The organism is Sphingomonas sp., assembly GCF_965227385.1.
Taxonomy (GTDB): Bacteria; Pseudomonadota; Alphaproteobacteria; order Sphingomonadales; family Sphingomonadaceae; genus Sphingomonas.
In genome coordinates, this window is the sequence record NZ_OZ245750.1 from 2,222,131 (window position 1) to 2,241,543 (window position 19,413).

Sequence of the window (19,413 nt, forward strand, 5' to 3'; positions counted from 1 at the left end):
ACCTCACGCCGCCATTCGGTCGCACGGGTCGGTGCAGTCCGAGTCCGACAGGCGTTGTTCGAACTCGACCGTCACGTCCGCGCCGCCGCGACCCAGCGAGTGGCGCGGGATCGTGCGGCCGGTCGGGCGGAAGCCGAGCTTGCGCAGGACGCGGCCCGATGCCGGGTTGTCGGCGAAGTGGCTGGCGATGAGCGTGGGGACGCGGAGCGTGCGGGCGATATCGATTACCGCGCGGCCGGCCTCGGTCGCATAGCCGCGACCCCAGGCTTCGGGCGCGATCCAATAGCCGAGCTCCACACCGCCGTGCTCCATTCGGTCCAGCCCGATGCAGCCGACGATGCGGCTGGTGCCGCCATCCAGCGCGCAGATCAGGAAGACGGGCAGGTCGCTCGCCTTGCGCTCGATCATCAGAAATTCTTCGGCGTCGCTCACCGCATAGGGCCAGGGGGCGCGGCTGAGGTTGCGGACAACCTCGTGATGGCCGATCGCGCGCGCCAGTTCGGGTGCATCCTCGATCCAGCCGGGCCGCAGCATCAGCCGCTGTGTACGTGCGAACATCTTACTCTCCTCGCGGACCCGCCGATGCCCCGGCATGATGACCGGAGCGCGACAGTTGGGGTGGGGAGGGAGCAATAAAAAAGGGAGACCGGGGTGACCCGTCTCCCTTTTGCGGTCTCCAGATTTGGAGACCCGGGTCACCCTGGCGGGCAACCCGGATGGTCGCCCAGATTATTCGGCCGCAGCCGCAATCATTTCTACCGAGCAGAATTTGCGACCGAGCTTGCCGTCGTGGAATCGCACGCGGCCGTCGGTAAGCGCAAACAGGGTGTGGTCCTTGCCGATGCCGACATTGACGCCCGGATAATACTTGGTCCCGCGCTGACGCACGAGGATGTTGCCGGCAATGGCGACTTCGCCACCGAACTTCTTCACGCCGAGACGCTTGGACTGCGAGTCGCGACCGTTGCGCGAAGAGCCGCCTGCCTTCTTATGTGCCATTTCGGATTACTCCTTACGCTTCCGCGGCCGCCGGGGCATCGCCCTCGGTCGCCTTGGCCTTAGCGGCCTTCTTCTTGGTCTCCTGCGCACCGATGGCGGTGATCTTCAGGATGGTGTGGTTCTGGCGATGGCCGTTCTTGCGGCGATAATTGTGCCGACGGCGCTTCTTGAAGACGATGACCTTCTCGCCCTTTTGCTGGGCGACGATTTCGGCCGAAACGGTCAGGCCGTCGGTCGACTTCAGATCCGAACCTTCGCCAGCGAGCAGCACGTCACCCAGGGTGATCGTCGAACCGGCTTCACCGTCGAGCTTCTCGACGACGATCTTGTCTCCTGCGGCAACGCGATACTGCTTGCCGCCCGTGCGCACGATAGCGAACATGGGCCTCATCTCAATTTCAAAAGCATGTGCCCGCGCAGGACAAGCCCGGCGGGAGGAACGGCGCGGTTATGGGATTCGCCCGGGGAAGTCAACCTTGTTTGCGCCTTTGCCCGGGCATTGCCCGGAGTGCGGTGCCAGCCCGCTGCCCCGCCCGGCGACCCACTTCAGCGTATCTTTGACAGGCGGCCGGGTGGGGGAGCAGGCTGGCACCGCATCTGCGCCGTCAGGCGCATCAGAGTTAGTGCCGGTGCTCGCGCTTCAGCTGGTAGCGACCATCGCTGAGCTCATCGAACAGCCCGCCGATCGCGGGGTGGTCGACCGGCTCGTCGCTGTCGTCCGCGACCAGGTTCTGCTGGCTGACATAGGCGACATAGCTCGACTCGGCGTTTTCGGCGAGCAGGTGGTAAAAAGGCTGGTCCTTGCGCGGGCGCACATCCTCGGGGATCGCCTCATACCATTCGTCGGTGTTGGCAAAGACGGGATCGATGTCGAAGATCACCCCGCGGAAATCGAACAATCGGTGCCGGACCACTTCCCCCAGATTAAAGCGCGCATGCGCGACCGGAGGAATGGGGACGCCGGCAATCGCCAGATCGAGCGGGTCGGAGGCGCGAGTCATGCCTGTAATCTAATGCGCTTTACCGCCCTTACAAGAAGAGTGCGGCAAGGCGCTTGCATGCCCGCCAACCTTGGTCTAGAGGCGCCCGCTCGACCGGACGGAGCGGCATGCAAATGCCCTGCGGACCCCTCGCGGAGAGGTGGCAGAGTGGTCGATCGCGCCGCACTCGAAATGCGGTTTACGGGGAACCGTAACGTGGGTTCGAATCCCACCCTCTCCGCCACCATTTCCACACCCGGCGCCAACCACGGCATTGACGTTTTGGCGCGCTCCATCAACGTGCGATGCAGGGCCAGATGGGGGCGTTTACGTGGAAGCACCAGAAGACATTTTTAGCCGCTATCCGACCGTCCGCGGCAATGCGGCTGGCATGGCGCGACTATGCGCGGTGCTGCGGAAAAAGGGGCTATGCGACGACGCGCTCGCGCTGGGCATGGCCGCGATCCGGCATGCGCCCCACGACATGGTGATCCGGGACATCGTGCATCAGTCGCTGTCGACCGGCGTGCCCGCCTATCATTGGCGCATGCTGCGGGATGACCCGCGCAACGCGATTTACGCCCGGGCGATAGCGCGCCATGTCCGCGCTGGGATGACGGTTCTGGAAATCGGCACCGGTGCAGGATTGCTGGCCCTGATGGCAGCGCGCGCCGGCGCGCGGGTCGTTACCTGTGAGTCCAATCCGATGATCGCTGCCGCCGCGCGCGAGATTGTCCGGTCCAACGGATTGTCGGACCGGATCACCGTAATTGCAAAGCGGTCCGACACGCTCGAAATCGGCACCGATTTGCCGGAGCCTGCGGATCTGCTGGTTCACGAGATTTTTGGCGATACGCTGTTCAACGAAGGTGTGGTTGCCGCGTTAGCCGATGCCCGCCGACGCCTGGTCAGGCCCGATGCCGTCATCCTCCCGCGGAGCGCGGAGTTGCGCATTGCGCTCGTCGAGCGCGGCAGGGGGGCGGATATGCCGCTGGGAGCCGCGGAGGGGTTCGACCTCACGCCGTTCGATCTGCTGAAAAGTCCGCGTTTGATTTGGGCGAGGCCGAACACGTCAGGCGTCCAGCAGCGCTCGGACGCCATTCCGATATTGGCAACGTCGTTTGACCAGGCAGATGTCCCGGACCATCGCAGCGAGACCGCCGTACTCACGACCCATGGCGGTCGGGTCGATGCGATTGCGCAGTGGATGCGGATCGATTTTGGCGCGGGCGACAGTCTCGAGAACGACCCCTTCGGCACCTATGTCTCGCACTGGAAGGCGTCGCTGTTCGATCTGGTGCAGCCGATCGACACCCGCGCGGGTGATCGGATGGAGGTGACCTGCCGCCAGGAAGGCACCACCACAAGGATGAATGCCGTCCCGTGCTGACCGTCGCGATCCAGGCCGAACGCCGTTACATTCGGCGCGCTGCCGAAAATCGTCCGGGGACGCCGTAAGCCACCGCGCATAAAGAACGGGCCGCGTCATCCCCCCGGATGACGCGGCCCGCTTTGCCCCACGCGACGAACGTGTATCAGGCGACGGCGCTGACTGCGCCAGCAGCTTCCTCGGGCTCGCGCAGCACATAGCCGCGGCCCCAGACGGTCTCGATATAATTCTCGCCCTCGCACGCCATGCTGAGCTTCTTGCGCAGCTTGCAGATGAAGACGTCGATGATCTTGAGCTCGGGCTCGTCCATCCCGCCATAAAGGTGGTTGAGGAACATTTCCTTGGTCAGCGTCGTGCCCTTGCGCAGCGAGAGCAGCTCCAGCATCGCATATTCCTTGCCGGTCAGGTGCACGCGGGCGCCATCGACCTCGACCGTCTTGGCGTCGAGGTTCACGGCGAGCTTGCCGGTGCGGATGACCGACTGGCTGTGGCCCTTGCTGCGGCGCACCACGGCGTGGATGCGGGCGATCAGCTCTTCGCGATGGAAGGGCTTGGTGACGTAGTCGTCGGCACCGAAGCCGAACGAGCGCACCTTGCTGTCCATTTCGTTGATGCCCGACAGGATCAGTACCGGGGTCTGGACACGCGCGACACGCACCTTCTTCAGCACGTCATAGCCGTGCATGTCGGGGAGGTTCAGGTCGAGCAGGATGATGTCGTAATCATACAGCTTCGCCAGATCGAGGCCTTCCTCGCCAAGATCCGTTGTGTAGACATTGAACCCTTCGGTCGCGAGCATCAGCTCGATGGCCTTGGCGGTCGTCGGCTCGTCTTCGATCAGCAGCACGCGCATCGGCTGATTTCCCCTGTGCCGGTTGCAGGCCCCCTGTGGCACACAACGCGACTGATTCATTAACCTAAGCTGGTATGAAGGCAAAAGGTTAATTTTGCCCTAACCGGCCTGACTCCACGAGTCGCGAGACCTTTGCGACGGGCCGCTGGACAGGGTCTCGCCGGGCGGACGGCAAAAATCATGTCAAGTCCATCGACGCGCGTTATAACCCATGGCTATAGGCGTCCCCCGTATTTTGCATTTGCTAACACTTGCCGTGCGTGATTAATTTCCCGGTTTCCGGCGAAGCCGACATAAAAGTGCGCGCGGGATCAACAAGGGGGTTGGGGTATGAAGTTCAAGACCGCATTATTCGCGACGGCATGCTGCATTGCCGGTCCGGCGTTCGCGCAGGATGTGCCGACGACACCTGCGCCGGAAGCGTCCGGCGAGCGAGAAGTGCTGATCACGGGCTCACGCATCAAGCAGGACCCGACCAGGAGCGCGCTGCCGCTGCAGATCATCTCGAACGAGGATCTCGCCCGCGAAGGCATCAACAGCCCCGAACAGTTGATTAACTTCCTCAGCACCAACGGCAACGGTGCCGACAATCTGGCGTCCAATGGCGACGTTACCAGCGGTGCGCAGCGCGGGACCAATGGCCTGTCCGCCGCCAACCTGCGCGGACAGGGTTCGGCCGCGACGCTGGTGCTGCTGAACGGCCGCCGCGTTGCTGCGCACGGTCTGACCGGTTCGGCGGTCGACGTGAACCAGATCCCGTTCGCCGCGATCGAGCGGGTCGAGATCCTGAAGGATGGCGCTTCGGCGATTTACGGCACCGACGCGATCGGCGGCGTGATCAACTTCATCACCAAGACGAATTTTCAGGGGATAACCCTGAACGGCTTCACCGACATCACCGAGGAGGGTGATGCACCGATTTATCGCGTTTCGGGGACCGTTGGCTATGGCGACCTGAAGGAGCAGGGGTTCAACGTCATGGCGGCCGTCAGCAAGAGCTGGAACGGCGTGCTTTATGGTCGCGACCGCGACTTCGTGAACGGCAACCAGCCCAATCGCGGCCTGTCGATCGATACGCGCGGAACGCCGATTGGGACCGCGTTCCCGATCAATCCGACTGCGGCGGGCGTCGGCATCACCCAGGGCGGCACGCTGTTGGGCAGCGCGGCCAGCACGGCAGCAGGCGGCGGCTTCTATCTGCCGGGCCTGACGTTCCCGGGTAGCACCCAGCGCGCCGATGGCGGCATCAACATCTTGGACCTCCCGGGTGGGGCAGGATGCGACTCGTTCGACGGCGGCATGGCGTATGACGAAGTGCTGTGGGCAGTACCGGGCGCGCGCTATGCCTGCGCATACGACACCGGCCGCGCCGCGGTGCTTCAGCAGCCGATCGACACGTTGACCTATTACGGTCGCGCGACGGTCGCGCTTGGTTCGCATCGCATCTCGGCGGAAGTTACGGGATCGAAGGCGAACTCGGCCAAGCGCTTCTCGGAAAACCAGTACACGTCGAACAATACCACGCTGCCGATCGCATTTCCGCTCAATTCGCTGACCGCGGCGACGTATAATGACGTCTATGACCGCATTGCAGCGGTGTTCCCGGCGATCGGTGCGCCGGGTGACCGCACGGTGGACGCAGTCGGCAATTATGGCAAACCGATCACCTTCCGCTATCGTTGCATCGATTGCGGTCGCCGCGATTACACGACCGAGACCAAGACGTTTCGCGCCGCGATCGGTGCCGAAGGTCCGATCGGCGCCGGGTTCGACTACCGGGTAGGCGCGTCCTATGCCCGCAGCGAAGCCGCGTCGGTGCTGGGCGGCGGCTATCATTACACGGGCGTTTACACGACGACGGTCGCCAATGCGGCCGGCAGCACGTCGGGCATTCCCGGTGCGGTCGTGGGCGGAGCAGATTCGCGCGCGCCGACCGCGCCCGGCGCCAGCGCACCGGGCATTGTCGGCCTGTTCAACAGCGGCATCCTCAATCCGTTCTCGCTGACCCAGTCGGCGGCCGCGATGGCGGCGCTGGATGCGGTTTCCGCGCGCGGGACCGCACTGTATTCGGGCAAATATGAGGTGAAGCAGGCCGATCTGTCGATCTCCGGTCCGCTCTTCCCGATCTGGGGCGGTGATGTGCAGATTGCGGCAGGTGTCGACTACCGCCGCGAAGAATACGGCTTCAACGGGTCGTCGGCGGCTGCGCTTGGCTCCCCGGCGATCTTCAACGCCGCGTTCGACAATGCCAACGCGCTGACTCCCAAGAGCCGGGATGTGAAGGCGGCCTATGCCGAAATCCTGCTTCCGATCCACGACATGTTCGAGGTGCGGGGCGCGGTGCGCATCGACGACTATACCGGCTTCGGATCGACCACCAATCCCAAGATATCGGCCAAGTTCCAGCCGTTCGACTGGCTGATGTTCCGCGGGTCGTTCAACACCGGTTTCCGGGTGCCGACCTTCAATCAGATCTTCAACGGCGTCACCATCTCGCCCAACCCCGGCAACTCGCGCTACGACCCCACGACCTGTTCGGCTGGACGCGTGGATTCGACGATCCCGGGTTGCGCCGCGATCACGCCCGAAACCGTTACGGGCGGCAATTTGAACCTCGGCCCGGAGACATCGGAGCAGTATAGCGGCGGTGTCGTGTTCCGTCCGATGGCGCGTTTCAGCGCGTCGGTCGATTTCTGGAGCATCGCCGTCGACAATACGATCGGATCGCTGACAATCGATCAGCTGCTGTTCAACCAGTCGCTGTTCCCCGATCGCGTGATCCGGGCCGGCGGCGCGGGAACGCCGATCACCACGCTGGACCTGCGCGCCGACAATATTGGTTCGCGGCGGACCCAGGGCCTGGAAGTCTCGCTGCGGGGCGGCACCGACTTGTTCGGCGGCGTGCTGACTGCCGGCCTCGATGGCACCCGTCTGCTCAAGAAGCGCGAACGGTTCCTGGCCACGTCGCCTTATGGTCCCAGCCTGATCGGCCGCTTCACCTATGCCGGCGACCTGGGCCTCAAGTGGAAGCACAATGCCTATATTACCTGGACCAACGAGGATCTGACCTTCAGCCTGTCGCAGATCTATCGCGACGGCTATACCAACAACGCGCTCCCCGCTTCGGCAACGCGACCCGACTATAACCCGACGGTCGACAGCTACACGCTGTACAATTTTGCTGCGACGGTGCGCGTGCAGAAGGGGTTCACGATGACGATGGGTGTTCGCAACATCTTCGACACCGACCCGCCCTTCGCGATCACCTATGACTCGAACACCGGTGCGGGCAGCTCGTGGGAGCCGCGCGTTGCGGACCCGCGTGGCCGTTCGTTCACCTTCTCGACCGAGGTGAAGTTCTGATACCGCACTAGGCTACCCAAGCACGGGGCCGGTCCGCAGCGATGCGGGCCGGCCCTTTGCGTTCACACGCGCGTGCAGAGGTTGCGGAAACGCTGCGACAGGAACTCGATCACCAGCTCGACCCGCGCCGGGCGCAGCGTGCTGGGCGGGGTGAGGAGGTGCAGCGCGACATTGGGCGGGGACCAGTCGGCGAGAATCTCGACCAGCCGCCCGTCTGCCAGTTCGCGGTCGATGATGAAGTCGGGCAGGCGGGCAATGCCAAGGCCCGCGAGCAGGGCCGGCATCATCGCGTCGCCATTGTCTGTGATCAGTGGACCGGCCGGGCGCACCGCTGCTTCCTCACCATCCGCCTTGCGGAACTGCCAGGCGCCGATCGCATTGGCGTAGATGAAACAGGCATGGTGGGCGAGCTCGGCGGGATGGTGCGGGGTGCCGTGCCGCTCAAGATAGGACGGGGCAGCGACCACGCGCGCCTTGATCGGCGCCAGCCGACGTGCCCGCAGCGAACTGTCCGGGAGATCGGCGATCCGCAAGGCAATGTCGAACCCGTCCGCGACGATGTCGACGCGGGCATCGGAGAGGCGCAAGTCGATCTGGATGCCGGGATGTTCGACAATCAGGTCGCCGATGGCTTCGGCGACGAAACGGATGCCGAAGGTGATCGGCGCCGCGATGCGGACCAGGCCCGACGGCGCCTTGGCCGAATCGATCGCGGCCTCTTCCGCCGCCTGCGCTTCGGCGAGGATGCGCCCGGCGCGCTCGGCCAGCGCCGTCCCGCTGTCGGTCAGGGTGAGGCGGCGCGAGGTGCGGTGGAACAGGGCGGTGCCAAGCTGTGCCTCCAATCGCGCAATCGCCTTGGAGACGGTCGCTTTGCTCACGCCGATTGCGCTGGCAGCGCCGCTGAACGAGCGGTGCTCCACCACGCACGCGAAGATTGCCCAGGCTTCGAAATCGGGAAGGCGCATGGTCGAAGTCCCCTGTTGAAGATATCCGTATAAACCTGAAACGATCCGTTTCAAACGTTTCCATTTACGCGCCGAACCTCCGAACTATCTTGGAGCTCAAGCAAGGAGGTTCCGATGATCGAGAAACGCTCGTTCGACAGCCTGGGCCATGCCGATCACGGGTGGCTCAACGCACGCCATCATTTCAGCTTCGCCAATTATTATGACCCGGCCCGCATGGGATGGGGCGCGATCCGCGTCTGGAACGACGATGAGATTGCCCCGAACAGCGGCTTTCCGCCGCATCCGCACAAGGACATGGAGATCATCACCTATGTCCGCACCGGCGCGATCACGCATCAGGACTCGATGGGCAATACCGGCAAGACCGGCGCCGGCGACGTCCAGGTGATGAGCGCGGGCACCGGAGTGCGGCACGCCGAGTATAACCTTGACTCCGAGACGACGACGCTGTTCCAGATCTGGATCATGCCGCGCGCTGGCGGCGGCGCGCCGAGCTGGGGCGCCAAGCCTTTTCCCAAGGGCGAACGCTCGGGCAAGTTCGTGACGCTCGCCAGCGGCTTTGCCGAGGATAGCGACGCGCTGCCGATCCGCGCCGATGCCCGGGTGCTGGGCGCGACGATCAAGGCCGGCGAAAGCGTGACGCACAGCGTGGGGCAGGGGCGGCATGCCTATCTGGTCCCTGCGGTGGGCAGGATCGAGATCGACGGCAAGCCCTTCGATGCCCGCGACGGCGCCGCGCTGAGCGGTGGCCAAACGGTGACCATCACCGCCATCGAGGACGCAGAGATCGTCCTGGTGGACTCGGAATAACGACCCCCCGGAGCGGTCCGCAGCCCCCCCTCCCAAGGCGGGCCGCTCCACCCCTTTCAGTTCAGTCAAGGAGACATGCCGTGACCAAGGTCCTGGTGCTTTATTACTCGTCCTATGGCCATATTGAAGCGATGGCCGAAGCGGTTGCCGAGGGCGCACGCTCGGCCGGTGCGACCGTGGACATTCGCCGCGTGCCGGAGACCGCGCCTGAGGCGGTGGTCAAGGCCGCCGGCTTCAAGGCCGACAGCGCGCATCCGCTGATCGACGGCCCCGACGCGCTCAAGGACTATGACGCGATCATCGTCGGTTCGCCGACCCGCTTCGGGCGCATGGCGAGCCAGATGGCGTCGTTCTGGGATACCGCCGGCGGTGTGTGGTATCAGGGTGCGCTGCACGGCAAGGTCGGCGGTGCGTTCACCTCCTCCGCGACCCAGCATGGCGGCAACGAGACGACGCTGTTCAGCATCATCACCAATCTGCTGCACTTCGGTCTGACGATTGTCGGCCTCGACTATGGTCATGCCGACCAGGGCAAGATCGACGAAGTCCTGGGCGGCGCACCCTATGGTGCTACGACCGTTGCGGGCGGCGATGGGAGCCGCATGCCGAGCGACATCGACCTGGCCGGCGCGCGCTATCAGGGCCGTCGCATTGCCGAGGTCGCGACCAAGCTGATTGTCTGACATGACGCGCGCCGTGCAGCCCGCATTGTTCGTGTCGCACGGTTCGCCGATGATCCTGTTCGAACCCAGCCCGGCGCGGGATTTCCTCGCCGGGCTGGCGTCGCATGTGGCGCGGCCCGACGCGATCCTGATGATCTCCGCTCATCACGACATGGCAGAGGCGGTGGTGACCTCGGGAACCGACCTGCCCACGATCCATGATTTCGGCGGCTTTCCGCAGAAACTGTTCGACCTGCGTTACCCTGCCAAGGGCGATCCCGCGCTGGCTGAAGCGGTGGCACAGTTGGTGGCGCAAGCCGGGCATCCCGTGGTTCTCGACTCCACGCGCGGGCTCGATCACGGCGCCTGGGTGCCGTTGATGCTGGGCTGGCCCGATGCCGATATTCCGGTGGTCCAGCTGTCGATCAGCAGTGCGCATCCGCCGCAATGGCATTACCGTGTCGGCCAGGCGATCGCCCCGCTGCGCGACCGCAACGTGCTGATCATCGGCTCGGGCAGCCTCACGCACAATCTGCGTGCGATCTTTGTCGAGGGGCGCAACCATGATGCGCCGGTACCCGATTGGGTGTCGGGGTTTGCGCAGTGGGTGAAGGAGCGGTTCGACGCCGGGGACACCGAGGCGGTGCTCCACGCGGTCGAGCGTAGCCCGCACGGTCGGGCGAACCATCCGACGGTGGACCATATCCTGCCGCTGTTCACCGCGATGGGGGCAGGGGGCGGGCCAGCGCAGCGGCTGCACCATAGTTACACCTATGGCGTGCTGGCGATGGACGCCTATCGCTTCGGCTAGAGGGCTGGCGTCATGCGCGTTGCGGTGGCAAGGCGCGGTCATGATCCAGGATCACGTTCTTTTCATCGATGGCGAGGCGATCATCATCGACAAGCCCGCCGGGCTTCCGGTCGATCCGCCGCGCGACGGGTCGATCAGCCTCGAAAACCATCTCGCCAATCTGACCTTTGGCTTCAAGCGCTGGCCGACGCCAGTGCATCGGCTCGATCGCGACACCAGCGGGTGCCTGTTGCTCGCGCGCAATCCCAAGGCGCATGCGCGGTTCCAGCAGGCGTTCGAGGCTGGGCAGGTGACCAAGCGCTACCTGGCGGTGATCGACGGGATTCCCGATGCGCCGTCAGGCATGATCGATCTGCCTTTGGTCAAGATTTCCAGCGCCGAGCGGGGCTGGCGCATGACCGGCAGCCCGAACGGCAAGGCGGCGCGGACGCGCTGGCGGATGTTGGCGCAGAAGGACGGGCGTGCCTTCATCGCCTTCTATCCCGAAACCGGGCGCACGCATCAGATCCGCGTTCATGCGGCCGAGGGGCTGGGCTTTCCGATCACCGGCGACCCGGTTTATGGTGTGGCGAACGGGCGCAAGATGATGCTCCACGCCGCGCAGCTGACCGTGCCGCGCCCCGGCAAGCCCGACATCCATGCCGAGGCACCGACCCCCGACACGTTCCGCGCGTTCGGCTTTGCGGGCGGGCAGCCCCAGGACGATCTGGGCGACGATGCCGGCTGAACTGCCCGAGGCGGCGATCGTCGAGGAAAAGTTCCTCGCCGCGTCGGGGCCGGGCGGGCAGAATGTCAACAAGGTGGCGACCGCAGTTCAGCTGCGCGTCAACGTATTTGCGCTGGGCCTGCCGCCCTATGCCTATGCCCGGCTCAAGGAATTGGCAGGCAGCCGGATGACGTCCGGCGGCGAGCTGGTGGTGACGGCGCGCAAGTTCCGGACCCAGGACGCCAACCGCGCCGATGCGCGGGCGCGGGTGATCGAGCTGATCGATAAGGCGCATGAGCAGCAGGCGCGGCGGGTCAAGACCAAGCCGAGCAGAGCGGCGAAGGCGCGGCGGGTCGATGAAAAGAAGGGCCGGTCGGCAGTCAAGGCAGGACGAGGCAAGGTGCAGATCGATTGATGCTTTGGCGCAACGATTTTTCGACCAATGCGTTGCCGCGCGATGATCCGATTGCCCCTGATCCTTCCGCTCGCCCTTGTCGCCGCCTGCTCGCAGGAGCCGGTGCTCGAGGATGTCACCCAGAATAATGCGCAGGCGATGGAGCCGATGGGCCGGCCCGATCCGGTCGCGTCCGCCCCGGCCCAGACCGCCGCAGGCACGATCCCTGCGGCCTATCACGGCAAGTGGAGCGCGAACGCGGCAGATTGCGGCAAAGAGGGCGACGTAACCCGGTTGACGATCGCGCCCCGCGAGCTGCGCTTCTATGAAAGCAGTGCCGCCGTTACGGCGGTCAGCAGCACCGACCAGTCGATCAGCGTGACCGCACGTTACACCGGCGAAGGTGAGACCTGGGAAGCGACGCGGACCTTGGCCCTGTCGGGCGACGGAAGCAGCCTGACGGTGGATGGCATGCCGCGGGCACGTTGCCCTTGAGGTCTCTGCCCTTGCATCGCGACGCGGCGCACGCCAACTGCGGCCTATGTACAGCTTCGACATCGCGGCCGGATCCAAGGCCGAACTCTATCGCGATCTTTCCGCCGCGCTCGACGCGCTGACGGCGGGGGAGCCTGACGCGATCGCCAACATGGCGAATGCCGCGTCGCTGATCGGCCAGTATCTGCCCGACCTCAACTGGGCGGGCTTTTACCGCAATGTCGGTGGCGAGCTGGTGCTCGGACCGTTTCAGGGGAAGGCGGCGTGTATCCGCATCCCGTTCGGCCGGGGCGTGTGCGGCGCGGCGGCGGCAACGCGTGAGACGCAGCTGGTCGAGGACGTCCACGCCTTTCCCGGCCACATCGCGTGCGACGCGGCGAGCAATGCCGAGCTGGTCGTACCGATCGTGCATGACGGCGAACTGATTGGCGTGCTCGACCTCGACAGCCCGGTTACCGGTCGCTTCGATGCCGAGGATGCGGCGGGGTGCGAGGCGTTGATGGCGCTGCTCGCCCCGAGAGTCGCGGGCTGAGCGCTGCCCCGCATTGGGACTTTCTTAACCATGGTGCGCGGTGGGATCGGCGCGCCTTCAGTGTTAAAACGCTGTAAAGAGGCGCGGTCCTTCTTCCCTGCTTGAATGGCTGCGCCTCGCCAGAACAGCGAGTGTGCCGATGCGTGTCCTGACCCTGACGACCTTGTCGATTGCCGCCATTGCGGTTGCGACCCCTGCACAGGCGCAGCGGGTGTGGCGCGATGGGCAGTGGGTCCAGCGCGACCGCGCGCCGGTGCGTTATCCCGAGCGGTCAGTTCCCGCAACGCGGATCGATCCGCCCCGCGCAACCCAGCGCGGTGGTCGCTGGGGCCCGATGGTCGGCGGGCGCTGGCATGCCGGGTCGCGCGCGCCAGGCGGGTGGAGCGCCTATCGCCGGCCGGTGCGCGGCTGGACGCTGCCAAGCTATTGGGTCGGTGGTGGCTTCTGGATCGACGACTGGTCGAGCTGGGGCCTGAACCGCCCGCCACATGGCTATGGCTGGCTGCGTTACTATGACGATGCCGTGCTCGCCGATCGCGATGGCCGGGTGTGGGATTCGGTCAGCGGAGTTGACTGGAATGGCGGCGGCGGGGGCGGTGGAGCTGCCACGGCCTATGCCGGCGGCGGCTACGCGTCGGCAGCAGCGGCTGGCGGCGGCGGTGGCGGCGGCTATGGCGCAGGCTACGCGGCTCCGGACTACGAGGATGACGGTTACGAGGATGAGCGCCCCGTGCAGCGATCGATCCCCGCACAGCCATACCCGGGGGGGTATGCTCCGCCGTCCTGCGCCAGCCCATGCGGCGCGCAGGGCGGCGGCTACGCGCGCGGCTATTATGGCGGCAGCGGCTATTACATGGCCGGGCCGACGGTGACGACGATCGTCATCCAGTCGGGCGCGACCACGACGACTACCGTGACCGAAGAGGTGATCGAGGAGGTCGAGGAGGTCCGCACCTACCGCACACCGGTGAAGACCGTGCGGCGCTATCCGAGCAAGACGGTGCGACGGTCGACCAAGGATTGCTGTCGGTAAGGACAACCTTCGTTTGCCTTGAGCTTGTCGAAGGGCGATCCCAAACAGATGTTTCGCTTGCGGCCCTTCGACAGGCTCAGGGCAAACGGATGTTGGGTCAGTTCCGCGGCGGCCTTGTCCCGAACGTAACGATGCTTTCGCTACCGTCCGAGGCGACCGCCGACACACCGATGAAGTGATCGTCGACCACCACGTCCTTCAGCACCGTCTCGGTTCGCCCGGCGACGCCGCGCACCTCTGACCAGTTCTGGGTGTCGTTGCGGCGCCAATATACCTTGTAGCCGCGCGCACCGGGCACGGCGTTCCAGCGTACCTTGGTATCCGCGCTCACTGCGCCGTCTAGGACGACCCCGGATGGCGCTGATGGCGCGTTGGCGAGGCGGCGGATCGTCGCGATGTTGAGCGCGGTGACCTTCGCCAGATAGGGGAAGTCCATCTTGTCGACCGTGTCGCCATAGACGCGGCCGCTTTCGGTGCGCAGGTCCTGATGCTGCTGGTCGTAATTCTCCGCCGCGACCGAGAAGCGAACGGCGGGGTAGCCGAGGCGCAGGAACGGCTCGTGATCGCCGCCGCGCCCGAAACGATCGGGGCGGCGGACGACGAACACGTCAAGCGCGTCCTTGTCCGACTCGCGCATCCCGTCGGCTACCTTGTCGATCGCCTTGGCGAGTGCGCGGCTGGGGCCGTCATCTTCGCCACCATCGCCGCGACGACCGATCTGGCCGGGCAGGTCTTCCGACGCGCGGATGCCTTCGGAAAAGACGCGCACGCGATCGGCGATGCGGACGCCGTTCTGGCCGACGGTATTGCCGACGATGTCGTTGTTGAGGACCGCGATCACCTCCCAGCCGCGCTCCTTCGCGGTCTCGGCGAGCAACGTACCGCCCCACAGACCCTGTTCCTCGCCCGACAGCAGCGCGTAGACGATCGTCGCCTTGTGCTTCGACTTGGACAGGATACGGGCCGCCTCGATCACCAGCGCGGTGCCGGAGGCGTCGTCATTCGCGCCGGGGGCGTCGCTGGTGGAGTCCATCACGTCGCTGACGCGCGAATCGATATGACCCTGGACGATCACCACGCGTTTGGGGTCTTCGCCCTGCTGAAAGCCGAGGACGTTGACGACCTCGACCCCGTTCGGCGCGCGCGGGCCGGTGAAGGTGCGGCCGATCCGCGCGACCTTGATGCAATCGCCGCACGCCGCGCCGATCCGGTCGAGCTCCTCCGCGCCCCATTTCCGCGCCGCGCCGATGCCGCGCACGGGATCGTCGGGGGAGGAGAGGGTGTGGCGCGTGCCGAAGCTGACCAGCTTTTCCACATCGGCCTTGAGCCGCTCGGGGCTCGGTGCGTCGACGGGCCTCTGCTGGGCGGCGGCGGGGGCTGCGATCAGCAGCGCGGGGAGGATCAGTGTTCGCATAGGGCCTCAGCTTAACCGGTCGATCGCCTCGCGGTCGAGGCTTCCCGGGATGATCATCAGCGGCACCGGCAGAACCGCCATGTCGCCGCTGGTGAAGTGGGTGACGATCGGGCCGGGCTTGCCGCCGACCGCTGCGCCGAGGACGAGCGCGGCAATGTCGGGATTGGCCTCGATCCGCTCGCGAATGATCTTGGGCCCATCGCCTTCGACCACGGTGATGCTGGGCTTGAGCCCCGATTCCTGGATCAGCGTGCCCGCCGCACCGGCGACCAAAGCTTCCGCGCGCTGTCGCCCCTCTTCCTCGATCGTCGCCATCACGCCGCCCCACTGGACGAAGTCGGGCCTGGGAATCAGCGCCAGAATCTCGACCCCGCCGCCGGTCTTGACCGCGCGGCGCGCGGCGAAGCGCAGCGCGATCTGTGCCTCGGGGCTTTCGTCGATCACGACCAGATAGGTACGCATGAAACCAGTTCCCCCTCCGTTGGTGACAGGTGGTGACGCGTCAGGGCGGGAAGCGCAAGGGGCGGGGTTGACCCGCGCCGTGCATCGCGCAAGGAGGGCGCGACACACCCACCACCCCACGACAGGATCCTCCCCACCCATGTCGATCGAAATCAAGATGCCCGCTTTGTCCCCGACGATGGAGGAGGGCACGCTCGCCAAATGGCTGGTCAAGGAAGGCGACACGGTCAAGGCCGGCGACCTGATGGCCGAGATTGAAACCGACAAGGCGACGATGGAGTTCGAAGCGGTCGATGAAGGCGTGATCGCCAAGATCGTCGTGGCCGAGGGCACCGACGGCGTGAAGGTCGGCACCGTGATCGCCGTGCTGGCGGGCGAGGGTGAGGACGCCGGTTCGGTATCCGCGCCGAAGGCTGAGTCCCCCAAGGCGGAAGCGCCCAAGGCCGAGGCTGCTCCGGCGCCCGTTGCTGCGCCTGCACCCGCTCCGGCTGCGGCCCCCAAGGCCGATGGCGATCGCATCAAGGCGAGCCCGCTGGCGCGCCGCATTGCCGCCGAAAAGGGTGTCGACCTGTCGGGTGTGCGTGGTTCCGGCCCCAACGGCCGCATCGTCAAGGCCGATGTCGCCGACGCCAAGCCCGGCGCTGCACCCGCGCCCAAGGCCGCCGAGGCACCCGCGGCAACTGCTGCATCGGCTCCGGCTGCTGCCCCGGCGTTGGTCTGGTATGACGAGAGCATCCCGCACGAGGTCGAGAAGCTCAGCAACATCCGCAAGACGATCGCGCGCCGCCTGACCGAGGCGAAGCAGACGATCCCGCACATCTATCTGACCGTCGACATCCAGCTCGACGCGCTGCTCAAGCTGCGCGGCCAGCTCAACAAGAGCCTGGAAGCGCGCGGCGTGAAGCTGTCGGTCAACGATATGCTGATCAAGGCGCTGGCCGTTGCGCTGACCCAGGTTCCCAAGTGCAACGTGACTTTCGCGGGCGACCAGCTGGTCAAGTATAGCCGCGCCGACATCTCGGTCGCGGTGTCGACGCCGACCGGCCTGATCACCCCAATCATCCGCGACGCGGCGAATATCGGCCTGGCGTCGATCTCGACCCAGATGAAGGCGCTGGCCGACCGTGCGAAGGAGGGCAAGCTCCAGCCGCACGAATATCAGGGCGGCACCGCCAGCATCTCGAACATGGGCATGTTCGGGATCAAGCAGTTCGACGCAGTGATCAACCCGCCTCAGGCGATGATCCTGGCGGTCGGCGCGGGCGAGAAGCGTCCGTACATCGTCGACGACGCGCTGGGCGTCGCCACCGTCATGTCCGCGACCGGCAGCTTCGATCACCGCGCGGTGGACGGGGCCGATGGCGCCGAGCTGATGAAGGTGTTCAAGGCGCTGGTCGAATCGCCGATGGGCCTGCTGGCCTGAGTCCGCCGCCATGCGTGTCCTGATCGAAGCATTGCACATCGCCGCGGGGATCGCGGTCGCGCTGCTGATCGGGGCGCTGGCGAGCTGGGCCTATCCGCTCGCGCGGGCAGATGTGTGGCTGGTCACGGGCATTGCGATCCTGTGCATCGTCGTGATGGGCGTCGGGCCGATGCGGCGCGCGATGTGGTTGCAGCGCAACCCGCAGGGCGGGGATGGCGGTGGCGATGCCTGACCGCGTTCCTCCCGCGATCGAACCCGCGATCCGCGTCAGCACCATGCCCGCCGACGCCAATGCCTATGGCGATATCTTCGGCGGCTGGCTGGTGGGACAGATGGACCTTGCCGCCGGCCTTGTCGCCGCGCGCCGCGCGAAGGGCCGCGCGGTCACGGTCGCGATGGACTCGATGCAGTTCCACGCGCCGGTGGCCATCGGTGACGAGGTGTCGGTTTATGCGCAGATCGTGAAGATCGGGCGCAGCTCGATGCTGATCGAGGTCGAAGCCTGGCGCCGCTGTCGCCACGGCGAAGAGCGCGAGCTGGTCACACAGGCTAACTTCACTTTTGTCGCGATCGGCGAAGATCGCAAACCGCGGCCGGTGGACGGTTAGTCCGCGCGGTCCCATTTCCTTTCAACCCTCTCTTCCCCAGGGGCAAAACCATGGCTGAATCCTATGACGTGATCGTGCTCGGCTCCGGACCTGGCGGCTATGTCGCCGCGATCCGCGCGAGCCAGCTCGGTCTCAAGATCGCGATCGTCGAGCGCGAGCTGCTCGGCGGCATCTGCCTCAACTGGGGGTGCATCCCGACCAAGGCGCTGCTGCGCTCGGCCGAGATCTTCCACTTCATGCAGCATGCCAAGGACTATGGTCTGGCGGCGGAGAAGATCAGCGCTGACCTCGACGCCGTGGTCAAGCGCTCGCGCGGGGTGGCCAAGCAGCTCAATCAGGGCGTCACGCACCTGATGAAGAAGAACAAAATCGCGGTGCACATGGGCACCGGCAAGCTGACGGGTAAGGGCAAGCTCAGCGTCACCGCAGCGGACGGCAAGGTGACCGAGCTGACGGCGAAGAACATCATCCTCGCCACCGGCGCGCGCGCCCGCGATCTGCCCAACCTGCCCGCCGACGGCGAGCGGGTGTGGACCTATCGCCACGCGATGACGCCCAAGGAAATGCCCAAGAAGCTGCTGGTCATCGGATCGGGCGCGATCGGGATCGAGTTCGCCAGCTTCTACAATGACATGGGCGCGGACGTGACGGTGGTCGAAATGCTCGACCGCATCGTGCCGGTCGAGGACAAGGACATCTCCGCGCATCTGGAGAAGGCGCTCAAGAAGCAGGGCATGACCATCATGACCAGCGCCAAGATCGACAAGATTGCAGCCGACAAGAGCGGCGTGAAGGCGACCATCACCGGCAAGGACGGCAAGGCGGTCGATGGCGACTTCAGCCATGTCATCGTCGCGATCGGCATCGTACCCAACACGGCGGACATCGGCCTCAAGGAACTGGGCGTCGAGGTCGACGATCGTGGTTTCCTGAAGACCGACGGCGCGTGCCGCACCAATGTCGATGGGCTGTGGGCGATCGGCGACATCACGGCGCCGCCCTGGCTGGCGCACAAGGCCAGCCATGAGGGCGTGATCGCTGCAGAGGCGATTGCGGGCAAGCATCCGCACGCGATGGACCCGCGCAACATCCCGGGCTGCACCTATTGCCACCCGCAGATCGCGAGCGTCGGCCTGACCGAAGCCAAGGCCAAGGAAGCCGGCTATGAGGTCAAGGTCGGCAACTTCCCCTTCATCGGCAACGGCAAGGCGATCGCGCTGGGCGAGCCGGACGGGTTCGTGAAGACGGTGTTCGACGCCAAGACCGGCGAGCTGCTCGGCGCGCACATGATCGGCGCGGAAGTGACCGAGATGATTCAGGGTTATACGATCGGCAAGACGCTGGAGACGACCGAGGCGGAGCTGATGGAAACCGTCTTCCCACACCCGACGATCAGCGAGTCGATGCATGAAAGCGTGCTGGCGGCGTACGGGCGGGTAATCCACGTCTGAGTACATGCCGGGCGATTGACCTTTGCCCCGTTCCCGGCGAGCGTGTCGCCAACGGGGCA

General features: G+C 65.6%; 22 protein-coding genes and 1 tRNA gene. 15 read left to right on the forward strand and 8 right to left on the reverse strand.

Features of this window, described 5'->3' with window-relative positions:
• Positions 1-3: 3 nt before the first annotated feature.
• From ACO05N_RS10740 to hspQ, 4 genes are all read right to left on the reverse strand, one after another.
• Positions 4-558: a GNAT family N-acetyltransferase gene (locus tag ACO05N_RS10740; protein ID WP_422057092.1), complete on the reverse strand. Its 555-nt coding sequence runs from the start codon at positions 556-558 to the stop codon at positions 4-6.
• Positions 559-729: 171 nt separating this feature from the next.
• Positions 730-999, reverse strand: coding sequence for a 50S ribosomal protein L27 (gene rpmA / locus ACO05N_RS10745; RefSeq protein WP_257845123.1), 270 nt, complete (start codon positions 997-999; stop codon positions 730-732).
• A gap of 13 nt (positions 1,000-1,012) precedes the next feature.
• Positions 1,013-1,381: a 50S ribosomal protein L21 gene (gene rplU / locus ACO05N_RS10750; RefSeq protein WP_066656559.1), complete on the reverse strand. Its 369-nt coding sequence runs from the start codon at positions 1,379-1,381 to the stop codon at positions 1,013-1,015.
• A gap of 238 nt (positions 1,382-1,619) precedes the next feature.
• A complete protein-coding gene (hspQ, locus tag ACO05N_RS10755; protein WP_422057093.1) occupies positions 1,620-2,000 on the reverse strand; it encodes a heat shock protein HspQ in 381 nt (126 codons plus the stop codon).
• Between the two features lie 133 nt (positions 2,001-2,133).
• Between hspQ and ACO05N_RS10760 the strand changes: the two genes are divergently transcribed.
• Positions 2,134-2,223 (forward strand) — tRNA-Ser (locus tag ACO05N_RS10760).
• A 210-nt stretch (positions 2,224-2,433) separates the two neighbouring features.
• Entirely contained in the window at positions 2,434-3,369 is a 936-nt protein-coding gene (locus ACO05N_RS10765) for a 50S ribosomal protein L11 methyltransferase (RefSeq protein WP_422057094.1), read from the forward strand.
• 145 nt (positions 3,370-3,514) lie between these two features.
• Here ACO05N_RS10765 and ctrA read toward each other — a convergent pair whose 3' ends face one another.
• Positions 3,515-4,222: a response regulator transcription factor CtrA gene (ctrA, locus tag ACO05N_RS10770; RefSeq protein ID WP_224920516.1), complete on the reverse strand. Its 708-nt coding sequence runs from the start codon at positions 4,220-4,222 to the stop codon at positions 3,515-3,517.
• A gap of 330 nt (positions 4,223-4,552) precedes the next feature.
• On the opposite strand from ctrA, the gene ACO05N_RS10775 reads away from it, so the two are divergent.
• A complete protein-coding gene (locus tag ACO05N_RS10775) occupies positions 4,553-7,585 on the forward strand; it encodes a TonB-dependent receptor domain-containing protein (RefSeq protein WP_422057095.1) in 3,033 nt (1,010 codons plus the stop codon).
• Between the two features lie 62 nt (positions 7,586-7,647).
• On the opposite strand, the gene ACO05N_RS10780 is transcribed toward ACO05N_RS10775, so the two are convergent.
• Positions 7,648-8,550 (reverse strand): LysR family transcriptional regulator, encoded by a 903-nt coding sequence (locus ACO05N_RS10780; protein ID WP_422057096.1) that lies wholly within the window; start codon positions 8,548-8,550, stop codon positions 7,648-7,650.
• Between the two features lie 114 nt (positions 8,551-8,664).
• Between ACO05N_RS10780 and ACO05N_RS10785 the strand changes: the two genes are divergently transcribed.
• From ACO05N_RS10785 to ACO05N_RS10820, 8 genes are all read left to right on the forward strand, one after another.
• Positions 8,665-9,363, forward strand: a complete 699-nt coding sequence (locus ACO05N_RS10785) for a pirin family protein (RefSeq protein ID WP_422057097.1) — start codon at positions 8,665-8,667, stop codon at positions 9,361-9,363.
• 80 nt (positions 9,364-9,443) lie between these two features.
• Positions 9,444-10,046, forward strand: coding sequence for an NAD(P)H:quinone oxidoreductase (wrbA, locus tag ACO05N_RS10790; RefSeq protein ID WP_422057098.1), 603 nt, complete (start codon positions 9,444-9,446; stop codon positions 10,044-10,046).
• Position 10,047: 1 nt separating this feature from the next.
• On the forward strand, positions 10,048-10,836 hold the full coding sequence (locus ACO05N_RS10795) for a DODA-type extradiol aromatic ring-opening family dioxygenase (RefSeq protein ID WP_422057099.1): 789 nt from the start codon (positions 10,048-10,050) through the stop codon (positions 10,834-10,836).
• A gap of 40 nt (positions 10,837-10,876) precedes the next feature.
• A complete protein-coding gene (locus ACO05N_RS10800) occupies positions 10,877-11,563 on the forward strand; it encodes an RluA family pseudouridine synthase (protein WP_422057100.1) in 687 nt (228 codons plus the stop codon).
• Complete coding sequence (gene arfB, locus ACO05N_RS10805) at positions 11,553-11,957, forward strand: alternative ribosome rescue aminoacyl-tRNA hydrolase ArfB (protein ID WP_422057101.1); 405 nt, start codon at positions 11,553-11,555, stop codon at positions 11,955-11,957. Before ACO05N_RS10800 ends, arfB begins: the two co-directional genes overlap by 11 nt.
• 42 nt (positions 11,958-11,999) lie before the next feature.
• A complete protein-coding gene (locus tag ACO05N_RS10810) occupies positions 12,000-12,431 on the forward strand; it encodes a hypothetical protein (RefSeq protein ID WP_422057102.1) in 432 nt (143 codons plus the stop codon).
• 46 nt (positions 12,432-12,477) lie between these two features.
• The gene (locus tag ACO05N_RS10815; RefSeq protein ID WP_422057103.1) at positions 12,478-12,963 is read left to right on the forward strand and encodes a GAF domain-containing protein; all 486 of its coding nucleotides are present in this window, start codon (positions 12,478-12,480) and stop codon (positions 12,961-12,963) included.
• A 139-nt stretch (positions 12,964-13,102) separates the two neighbouring features.
• Positions 13,103-13,996: an RcnB family protein gene (locus ACO05N_RS10820; protein WP_422057104.1), complete on the forward strand. Its 894-nt coding sequence runs from the start codon at positions 13,103-13,105 to the stop codon at positions 13,994-13,996.
• Positions 13,997-14,093: 97 nt separating this feature from the next.
• Here the strand turns inward: ACO05N_RS10820 and ACO05N_RS10825 are convergent, their stop codons facing one another.
• Both ACO05N_RS10825 and ACO05N_RS10830 read right to left on the reverse strand, forming a co-directional pair.
• Entirely contained in the window at positions 14,094-15,410 is a 1,317-nt protein-coding gene (locus ACO05N_RS10825; RefSeq protein WP_422057105.1) for a M28 family peptidase, read from the reverse strand.
• A gap of 6 nt (positions 15,411-15,416) precedes the next feature.
• Positions 15,417-15,872 carry a universal stress protein gene (locus ACO05N_RS10830; RefSeq protein WP_422057106.1) on the reverse strand — a complete coding sequence of 152 codons (456 nt, stop codon included), beginning with the start codon at positions 15,870-15,872 and terminating at the stop codon, positions 15,417-15,419.
• Positions 15,873-16,011: 139 nt separating this feature from the next.
• Between ACO05N_RS10830 and ACO05N_RS10835 the strand changes: the two genes are divergently transcribed.
• Genes ACO05N_RS10835 through lpdA form a run of 4 tightly spaced genes read left to right on the forward strand, consistent with a single transcriptional unit; the run spans position 16,012 to position 19,354 of the window.
• Positions 16,012-17,295: a pyruvate dehydrogenase complex dihydrolipoamide acetyltransferase gene (locus ACO05N_RS10835; protein WP_422057107.1), complete on the forward strand. Its 1,284-nt coding sequence runs from the start codon at positions 16,012-16,014 to the stop codon at positions 17,293-17,295.
• A 10-nt stretch (positions 17,296-17,305) separates the two neighbouring features.
• Positions 17,306-17,527 carry a hypothetical protein gene (locus tag ACO05N_RS10840; RefSeq protein WP_422057108.1) on the forward strand — a complete coding sequence of 74 codons (222 nt, stop codon included), beginning with the start codon at positions 17,306-17,308 and terminating at the stop codon, positions 17,525-17,527.
• Positions 17,520-17,903: an acyl-CoA thioesterase gene (locus tag ACO05N_RS10845; protein ID WP_422057109.1), complete on the forward strand. Its 384-nt coding sequence runs from the start codon at positions 17,520-17,522 to the stop codon at positions 17,901-17,903. Before ACO05N_RS10840 ends, ACO05N_RS10845 begins: the two co-directional genes overlap by 8 nt.
• Before the next feature lie 50 nt (positions 17,904-17,953).
• Positions 17,954-19,354, forward strand: coding sequence for a dihydrolipoyl dehydrogenase (gene lpdA / locus ACO05N_RS10850; protein ID WP_422057110.1), 1,401 nt, complete (start codon positions 17,954-17,956; stop codon positions 19,352-19,354).
• Positions 19,355-19,413: the final 59 nt, after the last annotated feature.

Excerpts from the sequence above, each read along its gene's own strand:
- ACO05N_RS10780 (WP_422057096.1), bottom strand. The coding sequence starts at position 8,550 with ATGCGCCTTCCCGATTTCGAAGCCTGGGCAATCTTCGCGTGCGTGGTG.
- ACO05N_RS10795 (WP_422057099.1), top strand. The coding sequence starts at position 10,048 with ATGACGCGCGCCGTGCAGCCCGCATTGTTCGTGTCGCACGGTTCGCCG.
- ACO05N_RS10820 (WP_422057104.1), top strand. The coding sequence starts at position 13,103 with ATGCGTGTCCTGACCCTGACGACCTTGTCGATTGCCGCCATTGCGGTT.
- ACO05N_RS10845 (WP_422057109.1), top strand. The coding sequence starts at position 17,520 with ATGCCTGACCGCGTTCCTCCCGCGATCGAACCCGCGATCCGCGTCAGC.
- hspQ (WP_422057093.1), bottom strand. The coding sequence starts at position 2,000 with ATGACTCGCGCCTCCGACCCGCTCGATCTGGCGATTGCCGGCGTCCCC.
- ACO05N_RS10810 (WP_422057102.1), top strand. The coding sequence starts at position 12,000 with ATGATCCGATTGCCCCTGATCCTTCCGCTCGCCCTTGTCGCCGCCTGC.
- ACO05N_RS10835 (WP_422057107.1), top strand. The coding sequence starts at position 16,012 with ATGTCGATCGAAATCAAGATGCCCGCTTTGTCCCCGACGATGGAGGAG.
- ACO05N_RS10815 (WP_422057103.1), top strand. The coding sequence starts at position 12,478 with ATGTACAGCTTCGACATCGCGGCCGGATCCAAGGCCGAACTCTATCGC.
- ACO05N_RS10785 (WP_422057097.1), top strand. The coding sequence starts at position 8,665 with ATGATCGAGAAACGCTCGTTCGACAGCCTGGGCCATGCCGATCACGGG.
- ACO05N_RS10740 (WP_422057092.1), bottom strand. The coding sequence starts at position 558 with ATGTTCGCACGTACACAGCGGCTGATGCTGCGGCCCGGCTGGATCGAG.
- ACO05N_RS10830 (WP_422057106.1), bottom strand. The coding sequence starts at position 15,872 with ATGCGTACCTATCTGGTCGTGATCGACGAAAGCCCCGAGGCACAGATC.
- rplU (WP_066656559.1), bottom strand. The coding sequence starts at position 1,381 with ATGTTCGCTATCGTGCGCACGGGCGGCAAGCAGTATCGCGTTGCCGCA.
- ACO05N_RS10840 (WP_422057108.1), top strand. The coding sequence starts at position 17,306 with ATGCGTGTCCTGATCGAAGCATTGCACATCGCCGCGGGGATCGCGGTC.
- ACO05N_RS10765 (WP_422057094.1), top strand. The coding sequence starts at position 2,434 with ATGGCCGCGATCCGGCATGCGCCCCACGACATGGTGATCCGGGACATC.
- ACO05N_RS10800 (WP_422057100.1), top strand. The coding sequence starts at position 10,877 with ATGATCCAGGATCACGTTCTTTTCATCGATGGCGAGGCGATCATCATC.
- arfB (WP_422057101.1), top strand. The coding sequence starts at position 11,553 with ATGCCGGCTGAACTGCCCGAGGCGGCGATCGTCGAGGAAAAGTTCCTC.
- ACO05N_RS10825 (WP_422057105.1), bottom strand. The coding sequence starts at position 15,410 with ATGCGAACACTGATCCTCCCCGCGCTGCTGATCGCAGCCCCCGCCGCC.
- rpmA (WP_257845123.1), bottom strand. The coding sequence starts at position 999 with ATGGCACATAAGAAGGCAGGCGGCTCTTCGCGCAACGGTCGCGACTCG.
- ACO05N_RS10775 (WP_422057095.1), top strand. The coding sequence starts at position 4,553 with ATGAAGTTCAAGACCGCATTATTCGCGACGGCATGCTGCATTGCCGGT.
- ctrA (WP_224920516.1), bottom strand. The coding sequence starts at position 4,222 with ATGCGCGTGCTGCTGATCGAAGACGAGCCGACGACCGCCAAGGCCATC.
- lpdA (WP_422057110.1), top strand. The coding sequence starts at position 17,954 with ATGGCTGAATCCTATGACGTGATCGTGCTCGGCTCCGGACCTGGCGGC.